This is a genomic window from Agromyces sp. 3263 (assembly GCF_031456545.1).
In the GTDB taxonomy this organism is placed as follows: Bacteria; Actinomycetota; Actinomycetes; order Actinomycetales; family Microbacteriaceae; genus Agromyces.
Genome location: NZ_JAVDUV010000002.1, coordinates 927,172 through 950,206, shown reverse-complemented (window position 1 = coordinate 950,206; position 23,035 = coordinate 927,172). Strand labels below are relative to the sequence as shown.

Annotated in this window: 23 protein-coding genes; 13 read left to right on the top strand and 10 right to left on the bottom strand. The window is 71.0% G+C overall.

Annotated features, from left to right (window positions below):
* The first annotated feature begins 50 nt into the window (after nt 1-50).
* Together J2X63_RS17735 and J2X63_RS17730 are read left to right on the top strand one after the other, a co-directional pair.
* Complete coding sequence (locus tag J2X63_RS17735; protein ID WP_396133181.1) at nt 51-896, top strand: glycosyltransferase family 2 protein; 846 nt, start codon at nt 51-53, stop codon at nt 894-896.
* A gap of 30 nt (nt 897-926) precedes the next feature.
* Nucleotides 927-2,222: a hypothetical protein gene (locus tag J2X63_RS17730; RefSeq protein ID WP_309979681.1), complete on the top strand. Its 1,296-nt coding sequence runs from the start codon at nt 927-929 to the stop codon at nt 2,220-2,222.
* Here J2X63_RS17730 and J2X63_RS17725 read toward each other — a convergent pair.
* The 3 genes from J2X63_RS17725 to J2X63_RS17715 form a co-directional block, all read right to left on the bottom strand.
* A complete protein-coding gene (locus tag J2X63_RS17725; RefSeq protein ID WP_309979679.1) occupies nt 2,219-3,208 on the bottom strand; it encodes a hypothetical protein in 990 nt (329 codons plus the stop codon). The genes J2X63_RS17730 and J2X63_RS17725 overlap by 4 nt on opposite strands.
* Nucleotides 3,209-3,299: 91 nt before the next feature.
* Entirely contained in the window at nt 3,300-4,073 is a 774-nt protein-coding gene (locus tag J2X63_RS17720) for an ABC transporter ATP-binding protein (RefSeq protein ID WP_309979677.1), read from the bottom strand.
* Nucleotides 4,073-4,870 (bottom strand): ABC transporter permease, encoded by a 798-nt coding sequence (locus J2X63_RS17715; protein WP_309979675.1) that lies wholly within the window; start codon nt 4,868-4,870, stop codon nt 4,073-4,075. Before J2X63_RS17715 ends, J2X63_RS17720 begins: the two co-directional genes overlap by 1 nt.
* Before the next feature lie 82 nt (nt 4,871-4,952).
* Between J2X63_RS17715 and J2X63_RS17710 the strand changes: the two genes are divergently transcribed.
* Nucleotides 4,953-5,504 (top strand): ECF transporter S component, encoded by a 552-nt coding sequence (locus J2X63_RS17710; RefSeq protein ID WP_309979673.1) that lies wholly within the window; start codon nt 4,953-4,955, stop codon nt 5,502-5,504.
* 53 nt (nt 5,505-5,557) lie between these two features.
* On the opposite strand, the gene J2X63_RS17705 is transcribed toward J2X63_RS17710, so the two are convergent.
* Nucleotides 5,558-6,250: a phosphocholine cytidylyltransferase family protein gene (locus tag J2X63_RS17705; protein WP_309979672.1), complete on the bottom strand. Its 693-nt coding sequence runs from the start codon at nt 6,248-6,250 to the stop codon at nt 5,558-5,560.
* A gap of 254 nt (nt 6,251-6,504) precedes the next feature.
* Between J2X63_RS17705 and J2X63_RS17700 the strand changes: the two genes are divergently transcribed.
* The 3 genes from J2X63_RS17700 to J2X63_RS17690 all read left to right on the top strand — a co-directional run bounded on the left by J2X63_RS17700 (nt 6,505) and on the right by J2X63_RS17690 (nt 10,534).
* The gene (locus tag J2X63_RS17700; protein ID WP_309979670.1) at nt 6,505-8,613 is read left to right on the top strand and encodes an ABC transporter ATP-binding protein; all 2,109 of its coding nucleotides are present in this window, start codon (nt 6,505-6,507) and stop codon (nt 8,611-8,613) included.
* Nucleotides 8,589-10,166, top strand: coding sequence for a hypothetical protein (locus J2X63_RS17695; protein ID WP_309979669.1), 1,578 nt, complete (start codon nt 8,589-8,591; stop codon nt 10,164-10,166). Before J2X63_RS17700 ends, J2X63_RS17695 begins: the two co-directional genes overlap by 25 nt.
* Nucleotides 10,167-10,246: 80 nt before the next feature.
* Nucleotides 10,247-10,534, top strand: coding sequence for a DUF3039 domain-containing protein (locus J2X63_RS17690; RefSeq protein WP_309979667.1), 288 nt, complete (start codon nt 10,247-10,249; stop codon nt 10,532-10,534).
* A gap of 37 nt (nt 10,535-10,571) precedes the next feature.
* Here J2X63_RS17690 and J2X63_RS17685 read toward each other — a convergent pair whose 3' ends face one another.
* A complete protein-coding gene (locus J2X63_RS17685; protein WP_309979665.1) occupies nt 10,572-11,891 on the bottom strand; it encodes a nicotinate phosphoribosyltransferase in 1,320 nt (439 codons plus the stop codon).
* Nucleotides 11,892-11,958: 67 nt separating this feature from the next.
* Between J2X63_RS17685 and murI the strand changes: the two genes are divergently transcribed.
* From murI to J2X63_RS17660, 5 genes are all read left to right on the top strand, one after another.
* A complete protein-coding gene (gene murI, locus J2X63_RS17680) occupies nt 11,959-12,804 on the top strand; it encodes a glutamate racemase (RefSeq protein ID WP_309979663.1) in 846 nt (281 codons plus the stop codon).
* Nucleotides 12,801-13,577, top strand: coding sequence for a ribonuclease PH (rph, locus tag J2X63_RS17675; RefSeq protein ID WP_309979661.1), 777 nt, complete (start codon nt 12,801-12,803; stop codon nt 13,575-13,577). The genes murI and rph overlap by 4 nt, the downstream gene beginning before the upstream one ends.
* Complete coding sequence (gene rdgB / locus J2X63_RS17670) at nt 13,574-14,194, top strand: RdgB/HAM1 family non-canonical purine NTP pyrophosphatase (RefSeq protein WP_309979659.1); 621 nt, start codon at nt 13,574-13,576, stop codon at nt 14,192-14,194. The genes rph and rdgB overlap by 4 nt, the downstream gene beginning before the upstream one ends.
* 147 nt (nt 14,195-14,341) lie before the next feature.
* On the top strand, nt 14,342-14,782 hold the full coding sequence (locus tag J2X63_RS17665; protein WP_309979656.1) for a hypothetical protein: 441 nt from the start codon (nt 14,342-14,344) through the stop codon (nt 14,780-14,782).
* Nucleotides 14,783-14,821: 39 nt separating this feature from the next.
* On the top strand, nt 14,822-15,493 hold the full coding sequence (locus J2X63_RS17660) for a VOC family protein (protein WP_309979655.1): 672 nt from the start codon (nt 14,822-14,824) through the stop codon (nt 15,491-15,493).
* Between the two features lie 200 nt (nt 15,494-15,693).
* On the opposite strand, the gene J2X63_RS17655 is transcribed toward J2X63_RS17660, so the two are convergent.
* From J2X63_RS17655 to sigJ, 4 genes are all read right to left on the bottom strand, one after another.
* The gene (locus J2X63_RS17655) at nt 15,694-17,595 is read right to left on the bottom strand and encodes a CocE/NonD family hydrolase (protein ID WP_309979652.1); all 1,902 of its coding nucleotides are present in this window, start codon (nt 17,593-17,595) and stop codon (nt 15,694-15,696) included.
* Between the two features lie 148 nt (nt 17,596-17,743).
* Complete coding sequence (arfB, locus tag J2X63_RS17650) at nt 17,744-18,181, bottom strand: alternative ribosome rescue aminoacyl-tRNA hydrolase ArfB (RefSeq protein WP_309979651.1); 438 nt, start codon at nt 18,179-18,181, stop codon at nt 17,744-17,746.
* A 14-nt stretch (nt 18,182-18,195) separates the two neighbouring features.
* Nucleotides 18,196-18,777: a dihydrofolate reductase family protein gene (locus J2X63_RS17645; protein ID WP_309979649.1), complete on the bottom strand. Its 582-nt coding sequence runs from the start codon at nt 18,775-18,777 to the stop codon at nt 18,196-18,198.
* Nucleotides 18,778-18,853: 76 nt separating this feature from the next.
* Nucleotides 18,854-19,765: an RNA polymerase sigma factor SigJ gene (gene sigJ, locus J2X63_RS17640; protein WP_309979647.1), complete on the bottom strand. Its 912-nt coding sequence runs from the start codon at nt 19,763-19,765 to the stop codon at nt 18,854-18,856.
* Nucleotides 19,766-19,875: 110 nt separating this feature from the next.
* Between sigJ and J2X63_RS17635 the strand changes: the two genes are divergently transcribed.
* Both J2X63_RS17635 and J2X63_RS17630 read left to right on the top strand, forming a co-directional pair.
* The gene (locus J2X63_RS17635; RefSeq protein WP_309979644.1) at nt 19,876-20,811 is read left to right on the top strand and encodes an NAD(P)-dependent oxidoreductase; all 936 of its coding nucleotides are present in this window, start codon (nt 19,876-19,878) and stop codon (nt 20,809-20,811) included.
* A 75-nt stretch (nt 20,812-20,886) separates the two neighbouring features.
* The gene (locus J2X63_RS17630; RefSeq protein ID WP_309979642.1) at nt 20,887-21,819 is read left to right on the top strand and encodes a cation diffusion facilitator family transporter; all 933 of its coding nucleotides are present in this window, start codon (nt 20,887-20,889) and stop codon (nt 21,817-21,819) included.
* 15 nt (nt 21,820-21,834) lie between these two features.
* Here the strand turns inward: J2X63_RS17630 and J2X63_RS17625 are convergent, their stop codons facing one another.
* Nucleotides 21,835-22,986: an alpha/beta fold hydrolase gene (locus J2X63_RS17625; protein WP_309979640.1), complete on the bottom strand. Its 1,152-nt coding sequence runs from the start codon at nt 22,984-22,986 to the stop codon at nt 21,835-21,837.
* Nucleotides 22,987-23,035: the final 49 nt, after the last annotated feature.

Here is a 23,035-nt window from a genome sequence, read left to right as displayed (position 1 = left end):
GCGTGCGCCGTCACCCCGCCCGCCCGCGCGTCGGCGTGGTGGTGCTCACCATGGGCACGCGCCCCGAGGACCTGGCCCGCGGCATCCGGAGCGTCCTCGACCAGCACGACGTGGTCGTCGACGTCGTCTGCGTCGGCAACGGCTGGGATCCGGCCACGGCCCAGCCGGCCCTGCCCGCGGGCGTGAAGACGCTGCACCTGCCCGAGAACCTCGGCATCCCCGCCGGGCGCAACCGCGGCGTGCCCGAGGTCGACGGCGACGTGCTGTTCTTCCTCGACGACGACGCGTTCCTGCCCGACCCGGGATTCCTGGCCACCGGATGCCGCATGCTGGCGCTGCGCCCCGAGCTCGGCCTCATCCAGCCCCGCGTCGTCGACCCCACCGGTCGCGTGTCACCGCGGCGGTGGATCCCGCGCATCCGCAAGGGCGACGCGTCGGACTCGAGCCGGGTGTTCTCCTGCTGGGAGGGGGCCGTGCTGATGCCGCGGGCGGTGTTCGACGCGACGGGCGGCTGGGCCGACCCGTTCTTCTACGCGCATGAGGGCATCGAGCTGGCGTGGCGCGTGTGGGACACCGGCCACGTCGCCTGGTATGCGGGCGACCTCGAGGCGGGTCATCCGGTCATCGACCCGGCGCGGCACGCCTATTACTACCGCCTCAACGCGAGGAACCGCGTATGGCTGGCCCGGCGCAACCTGCCGCTCGTGCTCGTGCCGCTCTACGTGGGTTCGTGGACGGCGATCCAGGTGCTGCGCTGGGCGCGCCAGCCGGCGGCGTTGAAGGCCTGGTTCGCGGGCTGGCGCGCGGGCTGGCGGGAGCATCCGGGGGAGCGGCGTCCGATGCGATGGCGCACGGTCTGGCGGATGACCCTCGCCGGGCGCCCCCCGATCGTCTGAGGCGCAGCCATCGCCCGCTACCCTTGGACGGTGGGATTGCGGAATGACACGCGGCGTGCCGTCAAGCTGGCCAAGGACATCATGTGGTCGCGGCGCGCCCAGCGCGAGCTGGTCACCAAGCTCGCCGAGCAGCCCCCACTCGAGCCGCACCGCTTCCGCATCGGCGTCTACTTCGCCGACGGTCGGGTGAACCTCTACCAGCTCCGGCAGTGGTACCAGCCGCTCCTCGAGCTGTCGAAGCGGCATCCGGTGCTCATCCTCAGCCGCGCCTCCGGCTCGGCGCTGGAACTGCTCGCGGAGTCGCCGCTGCCGGTGGCCTACGTGCGCCGCGTGGCGGATCTCGAGCAGGTGATCCATGACCAGGACCTGCACGTGGTGTTCTACGTGAACCAGAACGCCAAGAACTTCCAGATGATGCGGTACGGGCGACGGTGGCACGTGTTCATCAACCACGGCGAGTCCGACAAGATGTACATGACCACGAACCAGTTCAAGGCCTACGACTACGCCTTCATCGCGGGCGATGCGGCCAGGGCGCGGCTCGAGAAGGTGCTCTGGGACTACGACTTCGACAAGCGGGCCATCCCGATCGGGCGCCCGCAGGCCGACCACTACCTCGACGGCTCACCCCTGCCGTACACGCCCGACGACCGCGAGGTGGTGCTCTACGCGCCGACGTGGGAGGGCGACCGCGGCGCCGCCGCCTACGGCTCGATCGCCTCGCACGGCGTCGGGTTGGTGCGCGGGCTGCTCGCCACCGGACGCCATCGCGTGATCTACCGCCCGCACCCGAGGTCGGGCGTCGTCGACCCCGCCTACGGCGCGGCGAACCGGGAGATCATCGCGGCGATCGCGGCGGCCAATGCCGCGGACGCCACGGCGCAGCACGTCTTCGACGACGGGCCGTCGCTGGGCTGGCAGCTGGCCGCCGCCGACGTGGCGATCGTCGACATCTCGGCGATGGTCTACGACCGCCTGGCGGCAGGCAAGCCGCTGCTCATCACGCGGCCGGCGAACCCCGAAGCGCAGATCGACACCGGCGGATACCTTCAGGCCTGCGAGTGGCTCGAGGTGTCGGATGCCGCGGCCATGGTCGCACGCGTCGACGAGGTCGCCCATGACGCCGACGCCCTCGAACGCCTCGGCGTGTGGGTGCAGCGGTACTTCGGCGACACCACGCCCGGGGTCACCACGGAGCGCTTCCACGCCGCCGTCGAGCACCTGATGCAGGAGTGGGAGCGGTTCGCCGCGCTGCACGCCGACGACGAGGACGTCGAGGAGTTCGAGGAGGACGACGAGGACGAGGCCGAGTCGCTCGGCGCCTAGCGCTCCACCTCGGGCGGCTTCGGACGCCGGCGGCTCCTGCGTGCGGCGCGCGATGCCGCAGCACGGAGGCCGCGACTCGTCTCCAGGGCGAAACCGCCGAGGCCGGCCCCGGCACGCGTCAGCCGCGAGGTCGCCGCCGTGAGCATGCCGTCGCCCTCCCGTGGTTCGAGCTCGAGCGGCAGCGTCGCCGGCGCGGTCCCGAACGCGAGGCGCGACTGCTGCAGCACCCGGCGCCCGAGGATGTGGTTGCCCGTGCCGCCGATGGCCGCGCCGATGCCGAACGGGATGGCCTTGCCGATGATGCCGGCGCCGCCCCGCACCGCGAACTGCCGCACGAACACGTGACGGAGCCGGTCCACGACGGTGCCCATGACCGCCTTCGGCATGGTGTTCGTGATGAGCTCGCCCCAGTAGGCGTTGCGGGCGATGCCGCCGCCGGCGGCCTGGCCTGCGAACTGGCGCACGAGGTCGACGCCCTCGCGCCCGAGCATCAGCGTCATCACCAACGCTCGCGCCCGCTCGGGGTTCTCGATGGCGATGCCGTGCACCTCGGCGACCGACTGGGCGAACAGCGCGGTGGCCTCGAGGAACCCGGCCGTCTCCACGCCCGAGAGCACGAGGGTCACGCCGGTGCCGATGCCGGGGATGACGGCCGTCGCGCCGACGGCGGCGCCGCCCGTCGTCACGGCGGTGAGGTAGCGGCGCTCGAGGATGCGCACCATCTGCTCGGGCGAGGCGTTCGGCACTCGTCGGCGGATGCCGCGCAGGTGCGCCACGACGACCGGTCGCTGGATCGACAGCACGGTGTCGATGCCGCGCTCCATGCCGTGGGCACGCCCCTCGTCGGGGGCGCTGCCGCCGGGTCCGCCCGTGCCCGAGGACTGGGACGTGCCGGCCCCCGGCCCCGTGGTCGGCGAGTCGGACGGCTGACCTTCGCGGGGCGCGTCCCCGCCCAACGAGGTGATCCTGTGCACGCGTTCGGCCATGACGCCGATCCTAGATGCGGCGGCGGGGAGGTCGCCCGAAACGGGGAGGGCTCGCGCGCGTCTCGCCGATGCGGTATGCGAGCGGATGTCGCTAGGCGGTGCCGTGCTCGGCGTTGTAACGGTCGAGGACCTCGTCGATGCCGGCGTCGAGCACGAGCGCGCCCTTGTCGAGGTAGAGCCCGCGCGTGCAGAAGCGGCGCAGGTCGCGCTCGTTGTGCGAGACGAAGAACAGGGTGCGACCGCCGTCGAGGAGCTCCTCGATGCGGCGGTAGCACTTCTCGCGGAAGGCCTTGTCGCCGACGGCGAGCACCTCGTCGACGAGCAGGATCGGCTCCTCGAGCTGCGAGATCACGGCGAACGCGATGCGCACCTTCATGCCGCTCGACAGGTGCTTGTAGGGGGTGTCGAGGAAGTCGCCGATGTCGGCGAACTCGATGATCTCGTCGAACTTCGCGTCGATCTGCCCGCGCGTCATGCCGTGCAGTCCGGCGGTGAGGTAGACGTTGTCGCGCACCGTGAGGTCGTCGACGAAGCCGCCCGTGATCTCGATGAGCGGGGCCACGCCGCCCGTCACCTCGACAGTGCCCTCGTCGGCGATCATCACGCCGGCCACGAGCTTCAGCAGCGTGGACTTGCCCTGCCCGTTGCGGCCGACCACGCCGATCGCCTCGCCGGGGCGCACGTCGATCGACACGTCGCGGAGCGCCCAGAACTCGCCGGGCCGTGTGCGCCGGCGGCGTCCGGCGAACAGGTCCTTGAAGCTGCGCCGGCCCCGCCGGTTGCGACGGAACCTGACCCCGAGGCCGCGCACGCGGATGGCGTGCGTCTCCGTTGCGGCGAGCGCCGCCGCTGCGGCATCCGTCATCAGATCTCCTTCAGCACCTGGCGCACGCTGCCCCGGAAGACGAGGAGCCCGACGGCGAGGATGGCGATGGACATGACCGCGGCGATCGCGACGTTGAACCAGTCGAGCTCGTCGGGGAAGAAGCCCGAGCGGTAGAGGCCGAAGATGCCCGTGAGCGGATTGAACGCGGCCCACACGTGCAGCTCGGGCGGGAGGTTCGTGACGCCGTAGATGATGGGCGACGCGTAGAAGAGGAAGCGCAGGATGAGCTTGACCGCGCGCTCGAGGTCGCGGAAGAACACCACGAGCGGCGCCACGATGAGCGCCACGCCCGCCGTCAGGATCGCCTGGAGCAGGATCGCGAGGGGGAACAGCACGAGCTGCCAGCCCACCTGTGCGCCGAACACGATCGCGAACAGGGCGAGTACCGGAAGCGCGAGCAGGAACTCGATGCCCTTCGAGAGCACGATGCGGTTCACCCAGATGGTGCGGGGGATCATCGTCGAGCGCACGAGCTTCGCGTCCTTCAGGAACGCGCGCGTCGAATCCGACACCGCGCCGTTGAACCACATCCACGGCAGGAGTGCCGAGAGGAGGAACACGATGTAGGGCTGGGTGCCGACGGGTCGCTCGAACACCTGGGTGAACACGAACCAGTAGATGCCGGCCATGACCAGGGGGTCGAGCACCGACCAGACGTAGCCGAGGGCCGACGTGGAGTAGCGCACCTTGAGGTCTCGCGTGGTGAGCAGCCAGAGCGAGTGCCGGTACCGCGCCATCGGCGTCCGCTGCAGCGGATGCGTGTCGGCGTAGCTCATCACGCTCTCATCGTAGATGCCGTGCGGCGGTAGGTTTGAACCGGGCCGACGGCGCGTGCCGCGCCCGTCCGGAAGGAGCGCCGTGCGCCGCACCAGTACCCGCGTCCTCTTGAGCTGCGCCGCGATCGGCGTGGCCGGAGGCCTCGTGGCCGGGGCATCCGGCTACCTCGCGGCGGCGTTCGCGGCCTTCGGCCCGCTGCTCTACGGACTGACGGTCGGAGTACACTTCCTGCCGAGCGTCGTCGCGCTCGCGCTGCTGAAGCGCCCGGGCACTGCTGTGCTCGCCGGCGTCGTCGCGGGACTCGTCGGCACCGCCTTCGCACCGTGGTGGATCGGGCGGTACCTCGGCACCGGCCTGCTCGTGGGCGCGCTCATCGAATTGCCGTTCCTCATCACGCGCTACCGGCGGTGGGACGCGTGGATGTTCTACGTGTCGGCGGCGTTCGCCGGACTGGTGCTCGCCATCGCCGTGTTCATCGGCCTCGGCGCCGAGCACTACGCGTGGTGGGCGTGGGCGATCGCGCTGCCGCTGTGGGTGTTGAGCCCGGTGCTGTTCACCTGGGTCGGCCGGGTCATCGCGGCGCGGCTCGCGAAGGCGGGCGTGGCCCAGTCGGTCTCACCGGTCGACGGCTGAGATGCGAAGAGCGGATGCCGCCTGGCATCCGCTCTTCACTGCTGTGGTGCAGATCACACGAAGTGGTTCGCACGCTCCAGGTCTTCGGCGAAGTCGATCTCGACCGCGTAGAGGTCGGAGATGTCCATCGGCTCGACGAGCATGCCGCTCTGCTCGATCGCGAGCTCGATGCCGCGCTCGAAGTAGTCCTGGTCGCCGACGCGGGCGAGGTGCCCGAGCAGGGCGGCCTTGTCGCGGCTCGACACGTAGTTGATGCCGACCGCCTCGCCGAGGCCGCCGCGCACCGTCTTGGAGAGCTCCTTGATGTAGCCCTCGGCGGTGGTCGTGTACTTGACCTCCTCGTCGGACACCTTGGCGGTGTTGACGGTGACGAACGACTGGTCGCGTGCGATGAACGGCAGCGCGCGGTCGAGGATGCGCGGGTCGAAGACCACGTCGCCGTTCATCCACAGCACGCCGCCGGCGTGCGAGGCGGAGAGGGCGCGCATGAGGCTCTTGGAGGTGTTCGTCTGGTCGTACTCCTCGTTGTAGACGAACGACGCCTGCGGGAAGGCCTCGATGATGTGCTCGAGCTTGTAGCCGACGACGATCGTCACGGCGGCGCCTGCGCCGAACGCGTGCTCGATGTTGTCGAACTGCTGCCGCATGATGGTGCGGCCGTCGCTGAGCTCGGTGAGGGGCTTGGGGAGGGAACGCCCGAGCCGGCTCCCCATGCCGGCCGCGAGAATCACGATCTGGGTGGTCACTGCATCTCCTTCAATGGTCGGATGCCACGGGCGCTCGTTGCCGAGTGTTCCCCCCACGTTCATCCGGAAGTTCGAATGTGGACACGCCGTTATGCCGGGTCTCAGGATATCGGCTCCGGCGCGGCCGTGCCGACCCCTTGACATGGTCGTAGCAGGATCGTGATCGGGCGCACAGGCGATGCACAGGTTCGCTTCGCGTCAAGGGGGTGACGTCACGACTGGGTTCGCGGCGCGGTGGTTGGTAGGTTTGCGTGGTGACTTCCGTTTCGCGCTCCGACCAGAACGACGAACAACCCGAAGGCACCGGCACCGGGGTGTCTGCCGATCGGGGGTCGTCGGCTGCGCCGCGGGCGTCGCGGAGCACGACGAGCGCACGCTCCGCGACTCGCGGTACCGCGGCAGCCGCAGCCGCAGCCGCAGACACGGACGCCGACAGCCCGTCGAAGCCGGCGGTCAAGCCCCGCTCCACGCGCTCGACTGCGGCCAAGTCCACCGCCGCCACGTCGACGGCGGCGAAGTCCGCGGCCAAGACCACCGCGGCCAAGACCACTGCGGCCAAGTCGGCCGCAGCGAAGTCGACCGCGGGGAAGTCGACCACGGCGAAGTCGACCGCCGCGAAGACCGCAGCCGGCGGGTCCACCGCCTCGAGGTCGACCGCCTCGACGAGCGCGGCACCGAAGCCCCCTGAGGACGCGCCGGCCGTCGATGCCGAGCAGACCCCGCCGTCCAAGCGCACCGCCGCATCGAGCACCGCCTCAGCGAAGGCGGCATCGGTCCGTGGCGAGGCGGCCAGATCGGCCCGTGCCGCACGTGCGTCGAGCACGACCAGCCCGGCCGCGCGCAGCCGTGCCGCCTCCGCAGCGACCTCCAAGCGCCAGGCGCAGCGCACGGCCGCGTCCCTCACCACCGAGACGACGACTGCCGAGCGGACGAGCCGCAAGCCGGCCCCCGCCGAGGCGGAGGCGCCCGTCGAGGCCGCGCCCACGGCGCCCGTCGTCGAGAGCGCGGCCGCAACGCCTCCAGCGCCCGTCGTCGAGACCGTCCCGGTCGTCGCCGCGCCCGCGATCGCGGATGCCGCGGCCTCCCCGACGGAGGTCGACGAGACGACGCGTGAGCGACCCGAACGCTCGTCCACCGCCAGGGCCGCTGCGGTCGTCGCCGCCGCGGCGATCGCCGACGACGCGATCGCCGATCCGTCGTCGCGTGCCGACAACTCGGCTCCCGAGACCACCACGACTCCGCCGAAGGCGGCCGTCGCGGCATCCGCTGCCCCTGCCGTCGCGGCCGGCGACCCCGTCGACCCCGAGCCGGCCACCATGACGCTCGAGGAGGCGCTCTCCGACGCGGCAGGCGTCGAGGTCGACGTCGACGCCTCCGACGTGGACGATGCGACGGCGGCGACGGCCCCCGCGGAGGCGCCGTCCGCGGTCACCGTCGCGGTCCCGGCGGCCGAGGCGGCTCCCGTCTCCACGGTCGACCGCGAGCCCGAGGCATCCGATGCCACCGTCGACCTGGCGGTCGCGGTCATCCCGGCGCCGCGCAAGGCCACCGCCCGCAAGAAGCGCACGCTCCGCGTCGCGCGGCCGGCGCCATCGCCCGACGCACCCACGGTGCTCTTGATCGAGGGCCTCGTGAAGAAGTTCGGCGACAACACCGCCGTCGACGGCATCACCCTCGACGTGCGAGCCGGCTCGTTCTACGGCATCGTCGGTCCGAACGGCGCGGGCAAGACCACGACGCTCTCGATGGTCACCGGGCTGCTCCGACCCGACGCCGGCATGGTGCGCATCAACGGCATCGACGCGTGGGCCGACCAGCGCGCGGCCAAGCGCGCCACCGGCGTGCTGCCCGACCGGCTGCGGCTCTTCGACCGCCTCACCGGTGCCCAGCTGCTCTACTACTCGGGGGTCCTGCGCGGCCTCGACAGTCGTACCGTGCGCGAACGGAGCACCGAGCTCATCGGCGCCTTCGGCCTCGAGGACGCCGTCGACCGGCTCGTCGCCGACTACTCCGCGGGCATGACGAAGAAGATCGCGCTCGCCTGCGCCATGATCCACGCTCCGCGCCTGCTCGTGCTCGACGAGCCCTTCGAGTCGGTCGATCCCGTCTCCGCGGCCAACCTCACGGAGATCCTCGAGCGGTACGTCGGCGGCGGCGGCACGGTGGTGCTCTCCAGCCACGGCATGGACCTCATCGAGCGCGTCTGCGACTCGGCGGCGATCATCGTGGGCGGCCGGGTGCTGGCATCCGGAACGCTCGACGAGGTGCGCGCCGGCGAGACGCTCGAAGACCGTTTCGTCGAGCTCGCCGGCGGACGCAAGGCAGCGGAAGGCATGGAATGGTTGCACAGTTTCTCCGACTGAAGCTGCGCCTGCTCGGGAACATCTTCCGGCGGAGCGTCTGGCAGGTCGTGGGGATCGTGCTCGGCCTCGTCTACGGACTGGGTCTCGCCGCGCTCCTGTTCATGACGCTCGTCGGGCTGCGCTTCGTCGGTGACGTCGAGCTCATCCGCGACGTGTTCATCGTCGCGGGCTCGGCGACGGTGATCGGCTTCGTGGTGCTCCCGCTGCTGTTCGGCGTCGACGACACCATGGACCCACGACGATTCGCGCTGTTCGGCCTGCCCGACCGCACCCTGGCGTTCGGCCTCGCGATCGCCGCCATGATCGGGATCCCCGCCTTCGTGCTCGCGATCGTGCTCGCCGGGACCGTCGTGACCTGGTCGCGTGGAGTGGGGGAGACCATCCTCGCGCTGCTCGCCGCAGCGCTCGCCTTCGCCACGTGCCTGCTGCTCGCCCGCGTCTCGACCTCGCTCGCCTCCGTGCTCCTCGCCACGCGGCGCGCGCGAGAGGTCAGCAGCGTCCTCGGCGTGCTCTTCATCGTGCTGATCTCGCCGATCATCGTGGTGCTCGCGACGCTCGACTGGGCCAGCTCCGGCCTCGGCGTGCTCGAGTCGCTCGCGGGCGTGCTCGGCTGGACGCCGCTCGGTGCGGCCTTCGCCGCACCGGGTGACGCCGCGGCCGGCGACTGGGGCATCGCCATCCTGAAGTTCCTCGTGGCCGCGCTCACGCTCGGTGCGCTCTGGCTCGCCTGGCAGGCCGTCGTGGCGCGCATGCTCGTGACTCCCGGACGGGAGGCGTCGGCGAAGAGCTACCGCGGGCTCGGCTGGTTCGACCGGATGCCGCACACCGCGACGGGTGCGGTGGCCGCGCGAAGCATCACCTACTGGTTCCGCGACGCCCGCTACTGGGTGTCGTTCATCATGATCCCGATCGTGCCGCTGCTGGTCATCGTGCCCCTCGGTCTCGCCGGCATCCCGCTCGCCTACACGGCCCTGATCCCGGTGCCGCTCATGTGCCTGCTGCTCGGCTGGTCGCTGCACAACGACACCGCCTACGACAGCACGGCGGTGTGGCTGCACGTCGCCTCGGGGGTGCGCGGGGCGTCCGATCGCGCAGGCCGCCTGGTGCCCGTGCTCATCGCCGGCATCCTCGTGATCGGTCTCGGCAGCTCCGTGACGGTGTTCGTCATCGACGACTGGCGGCTGCTGCCGTCGGTCATCGGCGTGAGCACCGCCCTGCTCCTCGGCGGGCTCGGGGTCGGCTCCATCACGTCGGCGCGCTTCCCCTACCCGGCCGTGAAGCCCGGCGACAGCCCCTTCCAGCAGCCGCAGTCGACCGGCGCGATCACGGCGCTCGTGCAGTCGATCACCATGCTCGGATCACTGCTCGTGGCCGCCCCGGCACTCGCCTTCGCGACGCTCGGCTTCCTGGACGGCGACTCGACGTGGAACGCGGCGGCGTTCGCCGCGGGCACCGGGCTCGGCATCGCGATGCTCGTGCTCGGCATCCTGGCCGGCGGACGCGTGTTCGACCGGCGCGGCCCCGAGATCCTCGGCGCGGCGCTTCGCGCCTGAGCCCGTCGCCGCATCGCACGACCCGGCTGCGGGATCGTGTGAAGGCCGGCACCGTGGCATCCGCGCGTAGAATCGAGCACATGATCGATCCTGCGCGCGCGAGCATCGCCGACCCCGACGCCCCCGGTGGAGGCACCTCCGTGCTCGACCGCGAGCTCGAGAAGCTCCTGCAGGACGAGGCCATCGAGCCGGGCGACCACGAGCGGTTCTCGCACTACGTGAAGAAGGACCAGATCCTCGAGTCCGCGATCACCGGCAAGCCCGTCAAGGCGCTGTGCGGCAAGAAGTGGACGCCGGGGCGCGACCCCGAGAAGTTCCCGGTGTGCCCCACCTGCAAGGAGATCTACGAGCGGATGAAGTCGGCGTAATCCTCCCGGCGGTGCGTCGTCAGGGCGGTGCCCACCGTCAGCGGTAGGTCGTCGGGATCACCGGTTCGCCGCGTCCGAGGCGGAACGCCTCGATGGGCAGCTCCTGCATGACCTCGGCCCGGTGCTCGCGCGCCGCGCGAGTGCCCGCGGCACCGAGGAACGCCGGGTCGGCGACGCCGTCGTGCATGAGGTGCACCATGAGCGGTCGCAGTTGGCTGCCGGGTTCGAACTCGGCCTCACCGTCGGGTCCGTCGCCGACGTAGACGATCTCCTCCCGCGCGGTGCGGGTGGAGTCGAGGCGCCGTGCCGCGTTCTTGCGGCCGCCGACGCTCGCCTTCTGCGTGGACGCCTTCGCCACCGCGACCCACTCGCCGGCGTCGTCACGACGGGCGACGAGCTTGTAGACCATGCCCGCCGCGGGGAATCCCGATCCCGTCACGACGGCCGTGCCGACGCCGTACGCGTCGACCGGCGCGCCCGAGAGGCCCGCGATCGTGAACTCGTCGAGATCGCTCGTCACGGTGATGCGCGTGTCGACGGCGCCGAGCGAGTCGAGCTGCTCGCGGACGGCCGCGACCACCGTGGGCAGGTCGCCGGAGTCGATGCGCACGGCGCCGAGCCCGGTGCCGGCGACCCGCACGGCCGTCTCGACGCCCCTCGCGATGTCGTACGTGTCGACGAGCAGGGTCGTGTCGGGGCCGAAGGCCTCGACCTGTGCGCGGAACGCCGCCTCCTCCGAGTCGTGCAGCAGCGTGAACGCGTGGGCGGCGGTGCCCATCGTGGGCAGGCCCCACGTGCGACCGGCCTCGAGGTTGGAGGTGGCGTCGAAGCCCGCGATGTAGGCGGCACGGGCCGCGGCGACCGCGGCCAGCTCGCTCGTGCGGCGCGAGCCCATCTCGGCGATCGGCCGCCCGAGGGCGACCGAGACCATGCGCGCGGCGGCGCTGGCCACCGACGAGTCGTAGTTCAGCGTCGACAGCACCACGGTCTCGAGCATGACGGCCTCGGCGAACGTCGCCTGGATGGTCAGCAGGGGCGAACCCGGGAAGTACGCCTCGCCCTCGCGATAGCCCCAGATGTCGCCACGGAAGCGGTAGTCGGCGAGCCAGTCGAGCGTCTCGGGTCGAACGACCTCGTTCGACCGCAGCCACTCGAGCTCGGCGTCCTCGAAGCGGAACCGCTGCACGAGCTCCAGGAGCCGCCCCGTGCCGGCGACGACGCCGTAGCGGCGTCCGTCGGGCAGGCGGCGCGCGAACGCCTCGAACAGGCTCTCGCGGTGCGCCGTGCCGTCTCGCAGTGCGGCATCCACCATCGTGAGCTCGTAACGGTCGGTGAAGAGCGCAGCTGACCCGGTCACACGGTCAGCCTACTGGTCGGCCGCGGGCGGGTCGGTGTCCCGCGACGCTCGCCTAAGCTTGAGGACCGTGACGGATGCACCGATCGGGATCTTCGACTCCGGCGTCGGCGGTCTCACGGTCGCACGTGCCGTGAAGGACCAGCTGCCGCACGAGTCGATCCTCTACATCGGCGACCTCGAGCACTCGCCGTACGGCCCGAAGAAGATCGCCGACGTGCGCGGCTATGCGCTCGCCGTGCTCGACGACCTCGTGGCGCAGGGCGTGAAGATGCTCGTGATCGCCTGCAACACCGCGTCGTCGGCCATGCTCCGGGATGCCCGCGAACGCTACGACGTTCCGGTCGTCGAGGTGATCCAGCCGGCCGTGCGCCGGGCGGTGGCCACCACCCGCAACGGTCGCGTGGGCGTGATCGGCACGGTCGGCACGGTGCAGTCGCGCGCGTACGACGACGCGTTCGCCGCGGCCCCGCACCTCGAGCTGTTCTCCGCCGCCTGCCCCAGGTTCGTCGAGTTCGTCGAGGCGGGCGTGACGAGCGGTGACGAGCTGCTGGCCGTCGCCGAGGAGTACCTCGCACCCCTCCGCGACGCGAACGTCGACACGCTCGTGCTCGGCTGCACCCACTACCCGTTCCTGAAGGGCGCCATCTCGTACGTGATGGGGGAGCAGGTCGCCCTCGTCTCGAGCGACGTCGAGACGGCGAACGACGTCTACCGGGTGCTCGTGTCGAACGGCATGGAGCGTCGATCCGCGCTGCCGCCCACGTACCGCTACGAGGCGACGGGCGGCTCCACGAGCGCGTTCCTCGACCTCGCCCACCGACTGATCGCCCCCGAGATCCCGAGTGTCGAGCTCGTCGAGACCGGCGCGCTCACCCTTCCCCACCCCGCATGGCTTCGACAGGAGAACGCATGACCGAGGCATCCGACCCCCAGGCGAACCTGGTTCGCGCCGACGGCCGTGCCGCCGACGAGCTGCGGAAGGTGACCTTCGAACGCGGCTGGAGCGCCCACGCCGAGGGCAGCGCGCTGGTGTCGTTCGGCGAGACGAAGGTACTCTGCACGGCGTCCTTCACGAACGGCGTGCCGCGCTGGATGAACGGCAAGGGCCGCGGCTGGGTCACCGCCGAGTACGCCATGCTGCCGCGCGCGACCAACACGCGCAACGACCGTGAGTCCGTGAAGGGCCGCATCGGCGGGCGCACCCACGAGATCAGCCGGCTCATCGGCCGGAGCCTGCGTGCCGTCGTCGACACCAAGGGCCTCGGCGAGAACACCATCCAGATCGACTGCGACGTGCTGCAGGCCGACGGCGGCACGCGCACGGCCGCCATCACCGGCGCCTACCTCGCGCTCGCCGACGCCATCGAGTGGGCACGGACGCAGAAGTTCATCGGGCAGAAGGCGAAGCCGCTCATCGACACCGTCTCGGCCGTGTCGGTCGGCATCATCGACGGCACGCCCATGCTCGATCTCGCCTATGTCGAGGACGTGCGGGCCGAGACCGACATGAACGTCGTGGCCACGGGCCGCGGCCTCTTCGTCGAGGTGCAGGGCACCGCCGAGGGCGCGCCGTTCGACCGTCGCGAGCTCGACGCGCTGCTCGACCTCGCCCTGTCGGGCACGGCGGAGCTCACGCGGCTGCAGGTTGCAGCGCTCGCCGCCGGCGCGGAGGCGGCCGGGGCATGAGCCTCGAGTTCGTGCTCGCGACCCACAACGCGAAGAAGGTCCGCGAGTTCCAGCGGATCATCGGCGAGCGGATGCCGCAGGCGGTCGTACTGCCCTACGACGGGCCCTCACCTGTCGAGGACGGGCTGACCTTCGCCGACAATGCGTTCATCAAGGCGCGCACCGCTGCAGCGCACACCGGCCGGATCGCGCTCGCCGACGACTCGGGCATCATGGTCGACGTGCTCGGCGGCGCCCCTGGCATCTTCTCTGCCCGCTGGGCCGGCGAGGCGGCCGGCGACGAGGCCAACGTGCAGCTGCTGCTCGGGCAGCTCGCCGACGTGCGCCGACCGAACCGCGGCGCCGAGTTCCACTGCACCATCGCGCTGGTCGTGCCCGACTCGGTGTTGGCCGGCGGGCACGAGTTCGTCGCCGAGGGCTCCTGGCGCGGCAGCCTGGCCTACGAGCCGCGCGGCTCGCACGGATTCGGCTACGATCCGATCTTCGAGCCCGAGGGCCTCGAGGTCACCGCCGCCGAACTGCAGCCCGCGGAGAAGGACGCGCGGAGCCACCGCGCGCTGGCGTTCGTCGAACTGCTGCCGGAGCTCGAGCGCATCGCCGCTCGGCTCGACGGCTGAGCCCTGGCGCGACCCACGGCGTGCACGCGGCGGCATCCGGATCGGAGCAGTTTCGGAGAAGCGCCCGAAGATCGCGGCTCGCTAGCCTGAGCTCGACGGCCCGATGCCGGGTCGCAGACGAGCAGGATCCGCGAAGGGAACACCACGATGGCCAAGAGCGACACGTCCGGAGGGCTGACGGCCGAGGAGCGCGATGCGGTCAAGCAGCGCGCCAAGGAGCTGCGCGAGCAGGAGAAGGCCGGTAAGAACCGCGAGGCGGGGGACAAGGCCGTGCGCGATGCGATCGCGGAGATGGAGCCCGACGACAAGGTGCTCGCCGAGGGCCTCTACAAGGTGGTGACCGAGGTCGCGCCCGACCTCGTGCCGAAGACCTACTACGGCATGCCCGGGTTCGCCAACGCCGAGGGCAAGATCGTCGTCTTCATCCAGGCCGCGGCCAAGTTCAAGACCCGCTACGCGACCATCGGTTTCGAGGACCGCGCGCGACTCGACGACGGCGACCTGTGGCCCATCGGCTTCGCGATCCGCAAGTGGACGCCGGCGGTGGAGCAGCAGATCACACAGCTCGTCCGCAAGGCGGTCGGCTGAGGCCCGCCGAGCCTCGACAGCTCGGGAATGGAGTCCAAGATGGCTGCAGCGACGGGCGGGGCCGACTGGATCTCTGCCGCCGAGTTCCACCGAGCACCGGGCGTCTCCGACTGGCGAGTCACGGGCACCGGTCCGCAGGCGGTCTTCAGGGCGAGCTCCCTGAGCCACGCGGCCGCCCTCGTGGCCCCGGTCGTCGCCGCCGCCGAGCGACTCGGCGTGCAGCCGGACGTCGACCTTCGCCCTGAGGGCATCGTGGTCCGCATCCCATACCGCAGCCCGGACGGAATCTCGGCGGTCGCAGCGGATTTCGCTGCTGCCGTGTCCCGGGCTGCCGCCGAACTGGTGCTGACGCCGGATCCCTCGATGGCGCAGTCGATCGGCATCTACGTCGCCCAGCAGTCCGAGGTCGACGTCCGACCGTTCTTCACCGCCGCGCTGGGCTACGAGGAGTTCGGAGACACGGATGCCGTCGATCCGCTCCGCTGCGGACCGCAGCTCGCCTTCAACCCGATCACCGGCGACGCTCGCGGCAGAGGCCGCACGCATTTCGACGTCTTCGTGCCGGCCGACCGGGCCGAAGCGCGGGTGGACGCCGTGCTGGCCGCCGGCGGACGACTCGTCGATGATTCGCACGCCCCCTCGTGGTGGACGCTCGCGTCGCCCGACAACCACGGCGTGGACATCGCGTCCTGGACCGACACCGACGACTGACGCCTGCGTCGAGCCAGGACGCGCCGTCGGCGGCGAGGGATGAATCAGGCGCGATCGTGGAGGGTCACGTGGTAGCCGTCGGCGGGCGGGTGACCGCGTGATCGTCGGAGCACGAGCCCAGCGGCATCCGGAATCGTCCGAATGCCGCTGAGCTCGCCGCCGGAGGCGACCGCCGTGGTGGCCGGCGCCTCCGGCTCGGGTCAGTTGCCGGGCCACACCGTTTCGTCGAGGTTGGCCAACGTTCCCGGGCTCAGGTGCTCGGTGTCCTTCGCGGTCAGGTGACCAGGGCCGAAGCCCGCCATCGGACCCGAGACGGGGAGATTGAGCTTCGAGCCGCTGAGGTCGACCGTGTAGGTCGTCGCTGCGGTGTCGACCGCGAGGACGCCGTTGCGGCTGCCACTGATCACCACGCCGAGCTGGTGACCTGCCGGGACGACGACGTCGTTGGCAGCCAGTTCGACGGTGACCTTGTGGTTGCCGGCCCCATCCAGGCGAGCCCAGCCCCGGGCCAGCACTTGCAGCTCGGTGCTCGAGATGCGCTTGGTGACGTCGAAGTAGCAGGCGTCGTCGGTTGCTGTCGCCGGTCCCCAGCAGGACTCCGTGCCCAGCGTCTGCGCGCCGTCGCCGGAGGCGCTGACGCGGTCCATCACGCCGTAGTCGACCAGCATGACCGACACCTGCCCGACCGGGGCGCCGTGCGTGACGTCGAGGTCGAGGGTCGGCGTGCCCGAGATCCGGACGTCGTGCTTGGTCGTGCCGGTGAGGAACTGCAGCCGGTTGGCGTTGTCGCCGATCTTGACCGCGTTCGCCTCGCTCAGCGACGTGGAGTTGATGTAGCTGGCCGTGGAACGGTCCTGCCTGCCCAGCATCAGCGTGCCGTCGGCGTGCAGGTTCAGCGTCTGGGTGCGGGCCGAGGAGATCGGCCAGGTGGGCGACTGCTCCCACTGGTTCGGCGCGGTCTCGACGCTGACGGCGGGCTCACGGTCGATGCCGTTGTCGATGTCCATGAGCTCGTGGTCGAACCATCGGTGGAGCGTGTCGACCCACAGTGCGCGCTCGGAGTCGAAGGGGTCCACGTGCCCGAGGCGGGTGAGCCACATCTTGCGGAGGACCCCCTGCTCGCCGAGGTCCTCCCACCACTTCGAGGCGTTCATCGTCTTGACGTTCGTGTCCTGCAGTCCGTGCACGATGAACACGCTGGCCTTGACCTTGGACACGTCGTAGGAGGTGCCATCCCGGTAGTCGCGCTCGGCCCAGAAGTCGGTGTAGGCACCGGTCTCGTCACCGTCGTTGGCGTTCATCCAGTTCAGCCGAGCCGAGCAGTCGGTTTCGATGGTGCGATTGGATGCGACGGACCGGGACAGGCTGCTCGGGTAGTTGTTGGACTTCACTGCGCCCTGCCAGCGGTTGTAGTCGTACCAGGAGCTGATGGCGCTGATCGGCACGATCGTCTTCAAGCCGTCGACGCCGGTGGCAGCGACACCGTTGGCGAGGGTCCCGTCATAGGACTTGCCGATCATGCCGGTCCTGCCGTTGCTCCAGTCCGCCGCGACGACCGTGCCGCTCGCGTCGTACGCGACGCCCTGGCCGTCCAGCCACTCCACGACGGCCTTGACCGACTCGATGTCGGAACGACCTCCCTCGTCGGTGCAACCGGTCGAACGGGCGGTGCCGGCCATGTCGACGGCGACGTAGGCGTAGCCGCGCGGCACGAAGTAGTTGTCGTAGTACAGCGGGAACTTGACGAGGTTGCCGGCCGCGTCGTACTCCTTGCGCTCAGCCTCGTTCCCTCGCCCGGAGCTCAGGTAGTAGGGGCTCGCGTCCATGATGATCGGGATGCGGGCGTTGCCGTCCAGCTCCCGGGGCCGGATGATGTCGGTGGCGATCCGCTCGTCGACACCGTCGCCGTCGAGGTCGGGAGCATCGACCCACACGGTCTCGCGAATGGCGTCGGCGTAGTCGTAGATCGGGGCGGTGGTGTTGTCGACGAGCGTGACTGGCGGAGTGTCGGCCGCGGCGGCGCTGGCGGCACCCGCCGTGCCGAGTGCCAGGGGTACGGCGATGGCCACCGAGCCGGCGATGGCGAGAACTCTGGATTTCACTGAGGTCCTTCCGTCAGAGGAGAGCGCTTTCCCACGAGAGGGACAACGTTGTCCCCCTGCGGTCACTCAGGACCCTACGGTGCTCGCGGAGATTGATCAACAATCTCGCCCAGATCGGGTCGCAACCGGGGGGATGCCGCCTCGCCGGTCAGTCGTGAGGTGGGCGGCGAAGTCGCTTGACGTCCGTGCGCCGCTTCTTGGCGTCCAAGCGTCGTTCCGCGGCACCGCGGCTCGGCCTCGTCGGTCGTCGCGTCGGCGGCGGGGGTCGCAGCGCCTCGGCCACGAGGACGGCGAGTCGAGCGCGCGCGGCTTCCCGGTTGCGCAATTGCGCGCGATGTTCGGAGGCCGTGACTGTCAGCACGCCCTCGACGATCCGGCCGCTCAGGCGCTCGAGGATCTGCTCCCTCTGGTACGGAGCGAGGGTCGCCGAGCCCGCGACATCCCACACGAGCTCGGCTCGGGAGTCGGCCGTGTTCACGCCCTGCCCGCCGGGGCCGGATGACCTGGAGAACCGCCAGGACAGCTCGGACTCGGGGATCGTGAGGGTCGAGTCGACCCGAAGGCCGGGACGGTGGGCGGCGGGCATGGGTCTCCGCTCGGTCAGCGACGCACCTGGAATCGCAGGTGAAGCACCCGCTCGCCCTGGATCACGGCGTCTGGATCCTCCAGGAGGTGCTGTGCGTCGACCGACCCGAAGTAACGCTTGCCCGACCCGAACACGACGGGCACGACGTCCATGCGCACCTCGTCGACCAGGCCCGCGGCAAAAGCCTGGCCGCCGAGCTCGCCGGCGGCGACCTCGACCATGCGGTCACCCGCAAGCTCCTTCGCCCTGGCCACGGCCGCTTCGACGCCGTCGACGAAGTGGAACGGCGCCTCGGGGTCCCAACCCTCGGGCGGAGGCCGGTGGGTCACGACGACCACGTGATCGATCCCGCTCGGAGGCGTCCCGTCCCAGCCGTCCGTCAGGTCGAAGACGTGGCGGCCGGCGACCGTCACCCCGATCTGGTCCCAGTACGACCGGGTGTAGTGGTAGGACGCCTGCGACACCTTCAGCACGCCGCCCTCGTCCAAGGGCACGTCACCGCTGACCAACCAGTCGAACAGGGGCCCCGGCTGGTCGTGCTCGTCGGCGATGAAGCCGTCGATCGACACCGAGCTGTACATGACCACCTTGCCCATCGGGCTCTCCTCTCTGTTGCGGTGTCCCCAAGGTAGCGCGTCCAGAGCCGCTGCTCCGGTGAGGGATGACGCCGCCTCAGTGATCCCCCGAGACGAGGGCGTTCAGGTCGCCGACCGGTCCGAGGTGGCGGAGCTTGTCGGGGTTGAGCTGGTTGCCGATCACCGAGATGCGGCCGTCGTCGACGTGCACCATGAGCAGACTCAGCGTTGCGCCGTCGGCGCTGCTCACCCGCAGTGCGGCGTCGCCGTTCATCCAGGTGCGCTCCATGCGCACCTGGAGTCCCACGCCGCGACGCACGAGGCCCGCCAGGAATCGTGCCACGGTGACGTTGCCGTGCAGCGGATGCCGCACCGCCGGCGCCTTGCCGCCGCCATCGGCGTAGAACGCCACGTCGTCGGCGAGCACGCTCGCGAGCGCGTCGACGTCGCCCACGTCGAGCGCCGCGAAGAACGTGTCGAGGAGGGCGGCGTCGCGGGCGGCATCGGTCTTCGAGCGCGGCCGGCCGTCGGCGATGCGCGCCCGGGCTCGGTGCAGGATCTGGCGGCAGGCCGCTTCGTCGCGTTCGACGATCGCGGCGATCTCGGCGTAGTCCATCACGAAGACCTCGCGGAGCAGGAACACGGCCCGCTCGACAGGTCCGAGCCGCTCGAGCACCGCGAGGAATGCGAACGAGAGGGTCTCGTCGCGTTCGACGCGGTGCGCCGGATCCTGGTCGTCGTCGGGCAGGGGCTCGGGCAGCCAGGTTCCCAGGTACACCTCGTGACGGCGGCGCGCGGAACGCAGCGCGTCGATCGCGAGCCGCGTCGCGACGGTCGACGCGAACGCCTCGGGGCGCTCGATCGGCTCACCCGAACGCGAACGCTCGTGCAGGCGCAGGGATGCCTCCTGCACGACGTCCTCGGCGTCCGACACGCTGCCGAGCATGCGATACGCGATCGAGAACATGAGCGGCCGGAGCTCGCCGAGCTCCGCGGTGGAGGTGGGCATGGTCCGAGCTTGGCACATGCCGATCGGAGAGGTTCCGAGCAGATCTGCCGCCGCCCGTCACAGACCGGGTGCCCGATCCGTCGGAGGGGGTGACAGGAAGGAATCGACACATGCGAGTCTTCATCGCCGGCGCCTCGGGCGCCGTGGGATCCAGGTTGGTGCCGCTGCTCGTGGCTGCGGGCCACGAGGTCGTCGGCACCTCGCGGAAGCCGGAACGCCTCGGCGCGATCGAGGCGGCCGGGGCGACGGGGGTCGTCATGGACGGCCTCGACGCGGCATCCGTGCGCACCGCCGTGCTCGACGCACGGCCCGACGTGATCGTGCACGAGCTCACCGGGCTCAGCGCCATGGAGGGCGACGTCAAGCACTTCGACGAGGAGTTCGCCGCGACCAACGCGCTGCGCACCCGCGGCACCGACCACCTGCTCGCCGCCGCTCGCGAGGCAGCGGTGGGGCGGTTCATCGCGCAGAGCTACACCGGCTGGCCCAACGAGCGGACCGGCGGCCCGGTCAAGACCGAGGAGGACCCGCTCGACCCGGCGCCGACCGCCGCGTCACGGCAGTCGATCGCCGCGATCCGGCACGTCGAGCAGGTGACCACGGATGCCGCGGGGCTCGTGCTCCGCTACGGCAACCTGTACGGCCCGGGCAATGCCATCGGCCGGGGCGGCGCGATGCTGGCGATGGTCCGGGCGCGCAAGCTGCCGCTCGTCGGCGGCGGCACCGGTGTCTGGTCGTTCGTGCACGTCGACGACGCCGCATCCGCCACCGCCCTGGCCGTCACGCGAGGCGCCCCCGGCGTCTACAACGTCGTCGACGATGACCCGGCGCCGGTCTCGGAGTGGTTGCCGGAGCTCGCCCGGATCAGCGGCGCCAAGCCGCCGATGCACGTGCCCGCGCTCGTGGCTCGCGCGCTCATCGGCGAGCATGGCGTCTCGATGATGACCGAGATCCGCGGCTCGTCGAACGCGAAGGCGAAGCGCGAGCTCGGCTGGGAGCTGCGCTACCCGAGCTGGCGGGACGGCTTCCGCACCGGCCTCGGGTGAGAACGGGGCTCGGCTGAGAAGGGGACTCATTCCCATCAGGGGCCGCACGCGGCATCCGCGCCTACCCTTGAGGTGATGGCACACTCCCACGAGCACGCGCACGCCCACGGGGCGACCGCGAACCGCACCAGGCTGCTGGTGGCGATCGCGATCATCGGCGCGTTCCTCGTCGTGCAGGTGGTGGGCGGCGTGCTCAGCGGCTCGCTCTCGCTGCTCGCCGACGCGGGCCACATGGCGAGCGACCTCATCGGCCTCGTGGTCGCGCTCGTGGCGGCGATGGTCGCCGCGCGCCCCGCGACCGACCGGCAGACCTACGGATACCGTCGGGCCGAGGTGCTCGGCGCCCTCGTGAACGGCGTCATCCTCATCGTCGTGGCCGTGACCGTGCTGGTCTCGGCGGTCGGGCGGCTCGTGTCGGGCGCCGAGGGGGAGGCGCACGAGGTGCGCGGCGGGGTGATGCTCGTCGTCGCCGTGCTCGGGCTGCTCGCGAACCTCGCCGCCATGCTCGTGCTGCGGGCGGGGGCGAAGGACTCGATCAACGTGCGCGGCGCCTACCTCGAGGTGCTCGGCGACCTCATCGGCTCGGGGCTGGTGATCATCGCGGCCGTCGTCATCGTCACGACCGGATTCGACGCTGCCGACCCGATCGCGTCGATGGCGATCGCCGTGCTCATCGTGCCGCGCGCGCTCATGCTGCTGCGCGACGTCATGCACGTGCTCTTCGAGTCGGCCCCCGCCGACACCGACGTCGCCGAGATCCGCGAGCACCTGCTCGGCACGCCGGGTGTGGTGGCCGTGCACGACGTGCACGTCTGGCAGATCACCTCGGGGTCGCCGGTGTTCAGCGCCCATGTCGAGGTCGATGCCGACGTGTTCGAGTCGGGTTGCGCGGGTGCGCTGCTCGACGAGCTCGGCGGATGCCTCTCGGAGCACTTCGACGTGGCCCACTCGACGTTCCAGCTCGAGCCCGCCGGTCGCGCCGAGCAGGAGCCGACGCGGCATCCGTGACCTTCGGGGCCCTCCTCACACCGTGACCAGCCGCGCGAAGTAGCTCCGGATGTCACCGACGAGGTCATCGGGCGCCTCCATCGCCGGGAAGTGCCCGCCGTGCCGGTGCTCGTTCCAGAACGCGAGATGCCCGTCGGGGTCGAGGATGCGCCGCATGAGCGGCTCGTCGCCGAACGCGGCGATGCCCTGCGGGCGGTCGTGGCTGCGCCCCCACGCGACCTGTGCGTGCGCGGTCTCGTACAGCAGGTTCGCGGCCCCGTCGCCGCCCCGGCCGAACCAGGCCACGCTGATCAGCGTGAGCAGGTCGTCGAGGTCGACGGCGTCCTCGGGCAGGTCGCGTGCGGGGTCGGTCCACTCCTGGAACTTCTCCGCGATCCACGTCGCCTGGGCGATGGGCGAGTCGGTAAGCCCGTACGCGACGCTGAGCGGCCGGGTGGTCTGCAGGGCCAGGTAGCCGAAGTCCTCGGAGCGCGCGTCCTTCAGGCGCTCGTGGTGCTCGCGCTCCGCGGCGGTGAGGTGATCGGTGGGCGGCGTGTACTGGGTCGCGATCGCGCCGGGATCGGTCGCCGCGATCAGCCCGAGCACGTGCTCGCCGGCGTCGAGGCACAGCTGCTCGGCGATGCCGGCGCCGACGTCCTCGCCGAACACGGCGTACCGGTCGTAGCCGAGCGCCAGCATGAGCTCGTCGAACGCGCGCGCCGTGCGGGCGATGTCCCAGCCGTGGCCGGTGAGCGGCGTGGAGAACCCGAAGCCCGGGATCGACGGCGCGACGACGTGGAACGCCGGCGCGGGTCCGACGCCCCCCGTCACGTCCGGTCGCTCGGCGAGCACCGGCGCGATGCGGGCGAACTCGACGAACGACGACGGGTAGCCGTGCACGAGGAGCAGTGGCACGGCCGCGTCATCCGCTGATCGCACGTGGAGGCCGTGGATGGGCTGACCGTCGACCTCGACGACGAACTGGGGAAGGCGGTTCAGGCGGGCCTCTGCGTCCCGCCAGTCGTAGCCGGTCCGCCAGTGGTCGGCGAGCCGGCGGGCGTACGGCACGGGCGTTCCGCGTTCCCAGCCCTCGGTGAGGGCTGCGGGCCAGCGGGTCCGCTCCAGGCGCGAGTGCAGGTCGGCGAGCTCGGCGTCCGAGATCGCGATCGTGTACGGCGTGACTTCCATGGCGATTCCCTCCCTCATGCTGTCGCGCAGGGGGCGCGACGGGACGAGT